The organism is Streptomyces sp. URMC 129 (assembly GCF_051386415.1).
Lineage (GTDB): Bacteria > Actinomycetota > Actinomycetes > Streptomycetales > Streptomycetaceae > Streptomyces.
The window spans coordinates 18,059-27,686 of the sequence record NZ_JBPQTQ010000080.1; the positions used below are offsets into that span (position 1 = coordinate 18,059).

The window sequence follows — 9,628 nt, forward strand, 5'->3', positions numbered from 1 at the left end:
GGGCGCGCGAAGCCACACGCGCCCCGACTGGTAAGCCATGACACGGCCAACGCGGTTGGTCCTGGTGTCGCGCACCAGCGAGCCAATACCCGGCCTCTGCGAGGTAGCGTCCCTTTCCGAATCACGCTGCATGGCAACAAGGGTGACGCGGCAATGGCTTGGGCGGATCCCCCAGCACGGGGGACCCATCAGGGGGGTGCCCTGGCGGTAGACTGCAAGTGCTGGTTACGTGCCACCCCTACTCGAAATCATGATCACGTGGGGCGCAGATGATCTACCAACCTCCGGCAGCATTACCACCGAACGTGCTGGAACGCGCCGACGTGCGTGCCGCACTGACACGCCGCGACTTCGGAGAGGTCTTCAGACTCGCCAGGAAATATGGCGGGATCAGCTACATGAAGATCGCGGATGCGATTGACATCAAGTCCGAACGTGTGAGCAAGATCGTCCAGGGCAAGTCGACCATCGCGACCTTCGACAAAGTGATCGCAATCGCCGACGGGCTGAGAATCCCTGGCCACATGCTAGGACTCGCGCCCCGCCCATGGGAGGCCGAACTACCCATGGCTGGCCTTCCCACTGCGCTGCAACCTGGAAGCGCAACCGGACACGACTCAGATCTCGGACCGTGGGAGGTGGTCGAGTTGGCACGTAAGTTGAATGCCACCGATCTGAACTCGTCAGACCTGGACTCCATAAGTCTCGCGATTGACCGGCTCTGCCGAGCCTATCCGTACATGCCTGCCGAAAAGCTGCACAAACAAACGCGGACAGGTATTACCCATGTCACCGAACTTATGAAGGGGCGGACGACGCTCAAACAGCACAGGGAGCTACTCGTCTCCGCCGGATGGCTCTTCCTGCTCGGTGGATGCCTTGAGTACGACTTGGGGTACCGGGAGGCGGCCGACATGAGTCGCGCGACAGCCTTGCGTATCGGAGAAGAGGTTGGCCACGGCGAGATCATCGCTTGGTCTTTCGAACTCGGAGCATGGTTCGCTCTCACTCAGGGCCAATACACGGATGTTCTCGATTGCGTCGAGTCCGGGCACCGCGCCGACTCGACGCATAGTGTCGGAGTCCAGCTTTACGCCCAGTCCGCCAAAGCCTATGCCCGCATCGGGAACGCACGCCAAGTCCGCGACACCCTGGATGCGGGAAGGGCGCGCCTGGAGCGACTGCCTCGCCCGGAACATCGAGAACACCACTTCGTCATCGACCCTGAGAAGTGGGATTTCTACGAGATGGACGCTTACCGCATGCTCGGGGACGACACCAGGGCTGCCACCCATGCCGAGGAAGTTATTCGACTCGGCACCGCCCCCGACGGCACCGAGAAGTCTCCCATGCGGGTCGCAGAGGCGAGGCTCACGCTAGGTGTGACAGCGGCGCGAGCCGGGGAACTGGAAGAGGCTGTATCGATAGGCGAACAGGCTCTCGCGACATCCCGAAAGTCACTTCCTTCGCTGCTCTTGGTAGCAGGGGAACTCACCGATGAATTGGAGAGGCGATACCCACGGGAATCGGTGGCCATAGAATTCCGCGATCACGTGAGCGACTTGGCGGGCGCCACCCGCCCCGCCCTCGGATCGCCCTGACCGCTGGCGGCGTGCTGAGGGGACGCCGATGCGCCCCTCAGCAAGCGTGATCTGCGTCACATGCGAGCGGCCCAAGCGTCTGACCTGGACTTTTACGGGGGTCCCAATCCAGTAGTGGTCTTGCCCGCGCCGTTGTGGCCGAGGACGGTGGCCACGCCGTCCGGGGGCACGGACACCGAGACGCCGTGCAGCACGTCGCTCCGGTCGTACCCGGCGACCACGCCGGTGATCTCCAGCATCACGCCTCCTCTCCCGCCGGGTGGCCGAGGTAGACCTCCTGCACCCGCGGATCCGCCCGTACCTCGGCGACGGTGCCCTCGCTGAGCACCCGGCCCGCGTGCAGCACGGTGACGCTGGTGGCGAAGGAGCGCATGAAGTCCATGTCGTGCTCGATGACGACGACCGTGCGGTCGTCCCCCACCCGCCGCAGCAACTGCCCGGTCGCCTCGCGCTCCTCGTGGCTCATGCCCGCCACCGGTTCGTCCAGCAGCAGGAGTTGCACGTTCTGCACCAGCAGCATGCCGATCTCCAGCCACTGCTTCTGGCCGTGGGCCAGGACGCCCGCGGCGTGGTCGCGCCGGCCGGTGAGACCGATGGTCTCCAGGGCGCGTTCGACCTCGTCCGGCACGCCGCGGCGCTGCCGCAGCAGGGTGTGCGGGCGGCGGCCGGCGCCCGCGGCGATGTCCAGGTTCTGCAGAACGGTCAGGTTTTCGAAGACGGTCGCGGTCTGGAAGGTGCGGCCGATGCCGAGCCGGACGATGCGGTGCACCGGGCGGCCCAGCAGCTCGCGCCCGCCGAAGCGGACCGAGCCGGTGGCCGGGGCGAGCCCGGTCACGGCGTCGACCAGGGTCGTCTTGCCCGCGCCGTTGGGCCCGATGAGGAACCGCAGGTCACCCGGGCCGACCCGCAGGCTGACGCCGTCGACGGCGGTGAAGCCGTCGAACGTGACCCGCAGGTCGTCGATCTCCAGGCCCGCCAGGGGCTGTGGTGTCGTGCCGGTCACCGGTGTCATGCCGCGGCCACCGCCACTCCGGCTCCGTCCCCGGCCCCGCCGGTGCCGGGCCCGCGCCGCCGCCGCGCGGCGAGGTGCCACAGGGAGGCCAGGCCGCCGGGCAGGAACGCGACGACCACGACGAACAGGCCGCCCTGGAAGTACGTCCAGGCGGCGGGGAATTCCTCCGACAGCGTGGTCTGCGCCCAGGCCACCGCGACCGCGCCCAGCACGGCGCCCGCGACGCTGGCCCGGCCGCCGATCGCCGCCCCGATGACGAACTGGATGGACGGCACGATCCCGACCAGGGCCGGCGAGATGATCCCGACGGCCGGCACGAACAGCGCCCCCGCCAGCCCCGCCATCCCGGCCGAGAGGGTGTAGGCGCCGAGCTTGACCAGCGCCGGGTCGTAGCCGAGGAAGCGGACCCGCTCCTCGGAGTCCCGGACTGCGACGAGGAGTTCGCCGTACCGGCTGAGGAAGAGCTGCCGGGTCAGCAGCATCAGCGCCAGCAGGGTGCCGGCGATGACGAAGTAGACCATGCGGCGGTTGACCGGGTCGTGGAGCGAGAAGCCGAAGAACCCCCGGAAGTTGGTCAGGCCGTTGGTGCCGCCGGTGGTGGCCTGCTGGCCGATCAGCAGGATCGCGAAGGCCGCGGCGAGCGCCTGGCTGAGGATCGCGAAGTACGCGCCGCGCACCCGCCGCCGGAACACCAGGTAACCGATGGCCGCGGCCAGCCCCATGGGCAGCACCACCACGGCGGCCAGCGCCACGGCGGGCGAGCGGAACGGCTCCCACCACCACGGCAGGTGGTCCGCCGAGCCGTACAGCAGCATGAAGTCGGGCAGGTTGCCCGCGCCCGCGTCGGTGAGCTTCAGGTGCATCGCCATGGCGTAGCCGCCGAGCCCGAAGAACAGCCCCTGGCCCAGCACCAGCATGCCGCCGCGCCCCCAGGCCAGCGCGATGCCGACGGCGACGATGGCCACGCACAGGTAGCGGGCGAGCTGTTCGAGGCGGAAGTCGCTCAGCACCGCGGGCGCGACGCCGAACAGCAGCGCCGCGGCCAGGGCGTAGCCGGCGAGTGCGGACCGGCGGGCGCGGAGACGCGCTGTCCGGGGGGTCGTCAGGTGTGCCGTCATGCCAGGCTCCTCGTGCGCAGGGTGTGGATGCCTTGGGGGCGCCACTGGAGGAAGGCGACGATCGCGACGAGCACGGCCACCCGGGCGACGCTGACGGTGGTGGAGTACTCCAGCACCGCCTGCAGGACGCCGAGCGCGAACGCGGCGACGACCGCGCCCCGCAGCTGCCCGATGCCGCCGACGACGACCACCAGGAAGGCGTCGATGATGACGTTGGTGCCCATGGTCGGGCCGATCGGCCCGACGAGGGTGAGGGCGACCCCGGCCAGCCCCGCCAGGCCGGAGCCGATGAAGAAGGTGACGCGGTCCACGCGGGCGGTGGGGATGCCGGACGCCTCGGCCAGGTCGCGGTGCTGGACGACGGCCCGGATGCGGCGGCCCAGCGGGGTGAGCCGGAGGGTGAGGGTGAGCGCGACGACGGCGGCGAGCGCCAGGCCGAGGATGAACAGCCGGGCGTGGGCCAGCGTGAGCGGGTCGTCGCCGCCGACCAGGGTGACGCGCCCGGTGAGCCAGTCCGGCGCCCCGGTGTGGACGTTGGGCGCGCCGAACAGGTCGCGCGCCAGCTGCTGGAGCATCAGCGAGACGCCCCAGGTGACCAGGAGGGTGTCCAGCGGCCGGGCGTAGAGCCGGCGGATGAGGAGCCGTTCGAGCAGCACCCCCATCGCGCCGGCCACGGCGAACGCCACGGGCAGGGCGACGAGCAGGGAGAGTCCGGCGGAGCGGATCGGGCCCTGGAGCATGTAGACGGTGTAGGCGCCCGCCATGATGAACTCGCCGTGCGCCATGTTGATCACGCCCATCTGCCCGAAGGTCAGGGACAGGCCCAGGGCGATCAGCAGCAGCACGGCGCCGATGCTGATGCCCGTGAACGTCTGGGTGAGGATGACGGTCATTCGGCTTCCGCTGCCGCCGCCTCGGCCAGGCCCTCGGCCCAGTCGTACTCGCGCAGGAACGGGTCGGGCCGGATCGGCCCGTCCGAGCTCCACACCTCGGTGATCAGGCCGTCGGCGCCGATCCGGCCGATGCGGCTGGTCTTGTGGAGGTGCTGGGTCTCGCCGTCCACGGTGACCTCGCCCTCGGGCGCGTCGAAGGTGATGCCGTCGGCGGCGGCGCGCACGTCCTCGACCTCGAACGAGCCGGCCTCCTCGACCATCGCGGCCCACAGATGGACCGAGACGTAGGCGGCCTCCATGGGGTCGGAGGTCGGCCTGTCGGCGCCGTAACGCTCCTGGTACGCCTCGACGAAGCGCTCGTTGGCCGCGCCCTCGGTGGTCTGGTAGTAGTTCCAGGAGGTGAGCTGGCCCTCCAGGGTCTCCGCGCCGATGCCGCGGACCTCCTCCTCCGCGATGGACACGGACAGCACGGGCATGGACTCGGCGGTCAGGCCGGACGCCTCGTACTCGCGGAAGAAGGAGACGTTGCTGTCGCCGTTGAGGGTGTTGAACACCGCGTCGGCGCCGGACGCCTCGACCTTGTTGGCGATGGTGGAGAACTCCGTGGAGCCCAGCGGCGCGTAGTCCTCGCCGACGATCTCGATGCCGTACTCCTCGGCGTACGCCCGGATGATGCGGTTGGCGGTGCGCGGGAAGACGTAGTCGCTGCCCACGAGGTAGAGGGACTCGACGTCCTCCTCCGCGCGCAGGTAGTCCAGGGCGGGGATGATCTGCTGGTTGGTGGTGGCGCCGGTGTAGAAGATGTTGGGCGACTGCTCCAGGCCCTCGTACTGCACGGGGTAGAACAGCAGCGAGCCGTTCTGCTCGAAGACGGGGAGAACGGCCTTGCGGCTGGCGGAGGTCCAGCAGCCGAAGACGGCGGCCACCTGGTCCTGCTGGATCAGCTTCTCCGCCTTCTCCGCGAAGGTGGGCCAGTCGGAGGCGCCGTCCTCGCTGATGGGCTCGATCTGCTTGCCGAGGACGCCGCCCGCGGCGTTGATCTCGTCGATGGCCAGCAGCAGCGCGTCGCGCACGGTGACCTCGCTGATGGCCATGGTGCCGGACAGCGAGTTGAGCAGGCCGACCTTGATGGTGTCGCCTGAGGTGTCGATCTCCGCGACGTCGCCGGACGATTCCTCGTCGGTCCTGGCACCGCACGCCGACAGCGCGACGGCGGTGGCGAACGCGAGCGCGATCGCGGCGAAGCGGGTTCCCCGGGCTCTGGGCATGACCGTCCTCCTGATCCCCGCCTTGCGGCACGGGGAGATGTGAGGGGTGGGTTGCGCCGGGCCACGCCGCCCGGCGCGGACATGCCACAGCTTCAGAGCGCGCCGTTTCCCCGGCATTTCCCGGGAGTTAATAGTTCCGCGCGGAAGCATCACGGGTGCGTCACACCCGGCTGCTCCAGGCGTCCAGATCGGCGGTCACCGCGAAGTCGAGGCCGTCCGCCTCCGCGAGGTAGATCCGCTGCCGCACATGACGCCCGCTCAGCCGCAAAAGCCCCCGGGCCCCCTCCCAGCTGACCTCCTGCGCCGCGCCCTCGATCGCCGCCACGTCCCAGGAGCGGGCCCGCGCGACCAGCGCGGCCAGCAGCAGCACGCCCTCGTAGCAGGACTCGCCCAGCGCGCTGGGCACCGGCGCCCCGGGGCCGAAACGGGCGGCGTACCGGCCGTGGAAGTCGAGGGTGTCGGCGGTGGCCAGGGAGCCGAAGAACCCGGCGGTGGCGCTGAGTCCGCGGGTGGCGTCGGCGCCGCTGGCGGCCAGCATGTTCTCGTCCATCAGCGTGCTCAGGCGCAGGCAGCGCTGGTCGAGTCCGGCGGCGGCGAAGGCCCGGTTGAAACGGACCGCGTCGCTGCCCACCAGCAGCATCAGCACGGCGTCCGCGTCGGCGTGCTCGATGCGGCGCAGCGCGGCGGCGAACTCGTCGGTACCCAGCGGGAGATAGCTCTCGCCGCAGATCCGGCCGCCGGACTCGCGGGCGTAGGCGTGGGCGGCGCGGGCGGTACGGCGCGGCCAGATGTAGTCGTTGCCGACGACGTACCAGCGGCGCACGCGCCGCTCGGCGGCCAGCAGCCGCATGGCGGGCCGGAGTTGGCCGTCCGGGGTCTCGCTGGTGAGGAAGACGCCCTCGGAGTTCTCGCCGCCCTCGTACAGCGCCGTATACACATAGGGCACCCGGTGGGCGACGCGCGGCGCGAGGGCCTGCCGCACCGAGGAGATGTGCCAGCCGGTGACGCCGTGCACGATCCCGGCGGCGACCAGCGCCTCCACCTCGGCCGCCACCTGGCGCGGCGGCGCGCCGCCGTCCACGGTGACCAGCCGCAGCTCGCGCCCGAGCACCCCGCCGCCCGCGTTGACCTCGCCGGCGGCGAGCAGCGCGCACAACTCGCAGGCCGGGCCGAAGATCCCGGCCGGCCCCTGCCGGGGCACCACCAGGGCGACCCCGAGCGTGCCGGGCTCCGCGGCCAGCGGCACGCGGCGCCCCGCGTCCTGGTGGTCCCCGCACATCACCGGCCCATCATGGCGCGGATGTGCGGGCGTCGTACGGAAAAGCCGGAGAACGAGACAAACGGCTCCGGCCCGGCCGGTGGCCCCCGCCCGCCCGTACGATGGTGGGGCCGTCGGCCCGAGGAGCGCAGCGACATGCCGGTACCGCCCCCCGACCACCGAACCCACGACCTGATCGGGCTGTTGACCCGCGCCGAGCGGCTGTCGGTGCGGCGGCTGCGGGCGGTGCTGTCGGACTCGGGGTGCTCGGTCGACGCCTGGCGGGTGATGTCGCTGCTCGCGGACGGCGAGGGGCACGGGATGACGGCGATCGCGGAGTGCGTGCTGCTGCCGCCGCCCACGCTGACCCGGCTGGTGGACCAGCTGGTGGACGACGGTGTCGTCCACCGCCGCGTCGATCCCCTGGACCGCCGCCGCATCCTGGCCTATCTGACGCCGCGCGGCGTCGAGTTCTGGCGGCATTTGGACGAACGGGTGCGCGCGAGCTGGGAGTCGCTGCCGACGGGCGGCGGGGACGACGAGCTGCTGGGCACGTTGCTGCGGCGCCTGATCGCCGGCCTGGAGGGCGCGGCGGCCGGACGGGCCGGGTCCCCGGCGGGGTCACCCGCCGGATGGACGGCCGGGCGGACCGGGGCCGCCGGACCTGCGCCGGACGGGTGCCGAGCCGCCAGGACGAGTCGCCCGGGGTGACGCGAGGGACACGATCCGTGCCGGACGGGGCGGGGGTTGAGGTGGCGTTCGACGGGGAGTGCGGCATCACCGGACGCCGGCCCGGTCGGCACCGGCGCGGGGGCGCCGCGCGGCCGGCTCGACGCGAACGGGCACCCGGCGGAGAGCGGGACACGCGCGGCCGGACTCCTGCCGCGGGAACCGGGGTCCGTCACCGGGCACGCCCTGGTCGGGGTGTCCGAGCGGTGGCGTTCCCCGGCGGACCGGCTGCGCAGGGCCTGCCACCACGGCCTCCTCGGCGGTGACGGCCCCGGGCACGATCCGCTGCCCGGCTTCCTCCCGGCACCGGCCCGCGATCCGGAGGCGGCTGCGGAGTTCTCCGCGCCGCTCCCGGTCAACGACCGCGTGGCGTACCTGATGCCGGGACGCGCCCGGGGCGACGGCATCCGTTCCTGCCCGCACGCCGCGCTGCGGCCGGCGGCCACCGGGGCGCGCCGACACGGCGGCGCGGGCCCCCACTGATCCCGCGCGCCGCGCGCCCGGGCGCGACCACCGCGCCGCACACGGCGGTTCACCGCGAGGCGCCGGTGCGCCCGCCAGGGCCCGGGCCGGAAGCGACGTTTGGCCCGGCTCCCGCAAGGAACCCGGCACAAGCCATGGCAGAGAACGAAGAGAACGAGACAGACGGCGGGCAGCGAGGCGGCGGCAACGGCGCGGCCGGCGGCCCGCGCCCCGCGCTGGACGTGATGCGCAGGGCGGGCAGCGAGTTCACCGAGCTGACCGGCCTGCGCGCGGAGGCGGTGACCCGGCTCGAACGCGGCGCCGACGGCTGGGTGCTGGAGACGGAGGTCACCGAACTCCCCCGAGTCCCCGACACGATGAGCCTGATGGCGACGTACGAGGTCACCACGGACCCCGACGGCAGGGTCACCGGCTACCGGCGCGTGCAGCGGTACGAGCGGGGCCGGGCCGACCGCCGCTGAACGGCCCGCGGGGACGCGGCAGCACCTCGCCCGCCGCGACGACCCAGACGCGACGATCCGAAGCCCGACAAGGAGGCTTTTCGACCATGACCACAGCGGTCGCACCCATGCAGCAGACCTCGGGCTCCCGGTCCGGCACCCTCTACGACGTCCTGGAACTCATCCTCGACCGCGGCCTGGTGATCGACGCGTTCGTCCGCGTCTCGCTGGTCGGCATCGAGATCCTGAAGATCGACGTGCGCGTCGTCGTGGCGAGCGTGGACACGTATCTGCGGTTCGCGGAGGCGTGCAACCGGCTCGACCTGGAGGCCGGACCGGCCAAGGACCCGGGCGTGCCCGAACTCGTCGGCGGGCTCACGGAGAACGGCGCGCGCGGCAAGACCAAGGGCGCGCTGGCCGGGGCCGCCGACACGCTCTCCGACGCCTTCCGGAAGGGCAGAGACGGGCTCACCTCGCCCTTCTCGTCCTCGGACGACGACGGGGCGGCGGAGCAGGAGAAGGAACAGGAGCCCAGGAAGGCACGCCGCACCACCACCGCGCGGCGGGAGAGGGAATCCGAGTGACCACGTACGTCTACGGCATCGCCGGGGCCGATCTGCCCCGTCTCCCCAGGGGACTGGTCGGCGTCGGCGACCCGCCGCGCCCGGTACGCGTCCTGCGGGAACACGCCACGGCGGCCGTCGTCAGCGACTGCCCCGAGGGGCTGCGGCCCAAGCGGCGCGACCTGTTCGCCCACCAGCGGGTGCTGACGGCCGCCGCCGCGGCGGGGGGGGGGGGGGGGGGGGGGGGGGGGGGGGGGGGGGGG

The 9,628-nt window shown here is 71.8% G+C and carries 11 protein-coding genes and 1 pseudogene; 6 read left to right on the forward strand and 6 right to left on the reverse strand.

Annotated elements, in window-relative coordinates; all coding sequences use genetic code 11:
• Positions 1-269 precede the first annotated feature (269 nt).
• A complete protein-coding gene (locus ACSNOC_RS17525; protein WP_436748405.1) occupies positions 270-1,601 on the forward strand; it encodes a tetratricopeptide repeat protein in 1,332 nt (443 codons plus the stop codon).
• A 113-nt stretch (positions 1,602-1,714) separates the two neighbouring features.
• On the opposite strand, the pseudogene ACSNOC_RS17530 reads toward ACSNOC_RS17525, so the two are convergent.
• From ACSNOC_RS17530 to ACSNOC_RS17555, 6 genes and pseudogenes are all read right to left on the reverse strand, one after another.
• Positions 1,715-1,840 (reverse strand): annotated as a pseudogene (locus ACSNOC_RS17530) (ABC transporter ATP-binding protein); the annotation flags it as partial.
• Entirely contained in the window at positions 1,840-2,613 is a 774-nt protein-coding gene (gene urtD, locus ACSNOC_RS17535; RefSeq protein ID WP_436748406.1) for an urea ABC transporter ATP-binding protein UrtD, read from the reverse strand. The gene urtD and the pseudogene ACSNOC_RS17530, both read right to left, overlap by 1 nt.
• A complete protein-coding gene (gene urtC, locus ACSNOC_RS17540; protein ID WP_436748407.1) occupies positions 2,610-3,731 on the reverse strand; it encodes an urea ABC transporter permease subunit UrtC in 1,122 nt (373 codons plus the stop codon). Before urtC ends, urtD begins: the two co-directional genes overlap by 4 nt.
• Entirely contained in the window at positions 3,728-4,624 is an 897-nt protein-coding gene (gene urtB, locus ACSNOC_RS17545) for an urea ABC transporter permease subunit UrtB (protein ID WP_436748408.1), read from the reverse strand. The genes urtC and urtB overlap by 4 nt, the downstream gene beginning before the upstream one ends.
• Positions 4,621-5,892, reverse strand: a complete 1,272-nt coding sequence (gene urtA / locus ACSNOC_RS17550) for an urea ABC transporter substrate-binding protein (RefSeq protein WP_436748409.1) — start codon at positions 5,890-5,892, stop codon at positions 4,621-4,623. Before urtA ends, urtB begins: the two co-directional genes overlap by 4 nt.
• A gap of 160 nt (positions 5,893-6,052) precedes the next feature.
• Positions 6,053-7,171, reverse strand: a complete 1,119-nt coding sequence (locus ACSNOC_RS17555; RefSeq protein ID WP_436748410.1) for a substrate-binding domain-containing protein — start codon at positions 7,169-7,171, stop codon at positions 6,053-6,055.
• Between the two features lie 135 nt (positions 7,172-7,306).
• Between ACSNOC_RS17555 and ACSNOC_RS17560 the strand changes: the two genes are divergently transcribed.
• The 5 genes from ACSNOC_RS17560 to ACSNOC_RS17580 form a co-directional block, all read left to right on the forward strand.
• Positions 7,307-7,861, forward strand: coding sequence for a MarR family winged helix-turn-helix transcriptional regulator (locus ACSNOC_RS17560; protein ID WP_436748411.1), 555 nt, complete (start codon positions 7,307-7,309; stop codon positions 7,859-7,861).
• A 213-nt stretch (positions 7,862-8,074) separates the two neighbouring features.
• A complete protein-coding gene (locus ACSNOC_RS17565) occupies positions 8,075-8,362 on the forward strand; it encodes a hypothetical protein (protein ID WP_436748412.1) in 288 nt (95 codons plus the stop codon).
• A gap of 134 nt (positions 8,363-8,496) precedes the next feature.
• Positions 8,497-8,823 (forward strand): gas vesicle protein, encoded by a 327-nt coding sequence (locus tag ACSNOC_RS17570; RefSeq protein WP_436748413.1) that lies wholly within the window; start codon positions 8,497-8,499, stop codon positions 8,821-8,823.
• Positions 8,824-8,909: 86 nt separating this feature from the next.
• Positions 8,910-9,386 carry a gas vesicle structural protein GvpA gene (locus tag ACSNOC_RS17575; protein ID WP_436748414.1) on the forward strand — a complete coding sequence of 159 codons (477 nt, stop codon included), beginning with the start codon at positions 8,910-8,912 and terminating at the stop codon, positions 9,384-9,386.
• Positions 9,383-9,628, forward strand: a 246-nt coding sequence (locus tag ACSNOC_RS17580; RefSeq protein ID WP_436748415.1) for a GvpL/GvpF family gas vesicle protein, incomplete at its 3' end; no start/stop codon positions are given. The genes ACSNOC_RS17575 and ACSNOC_RS17580, both read left to right, overlap by 4 nt.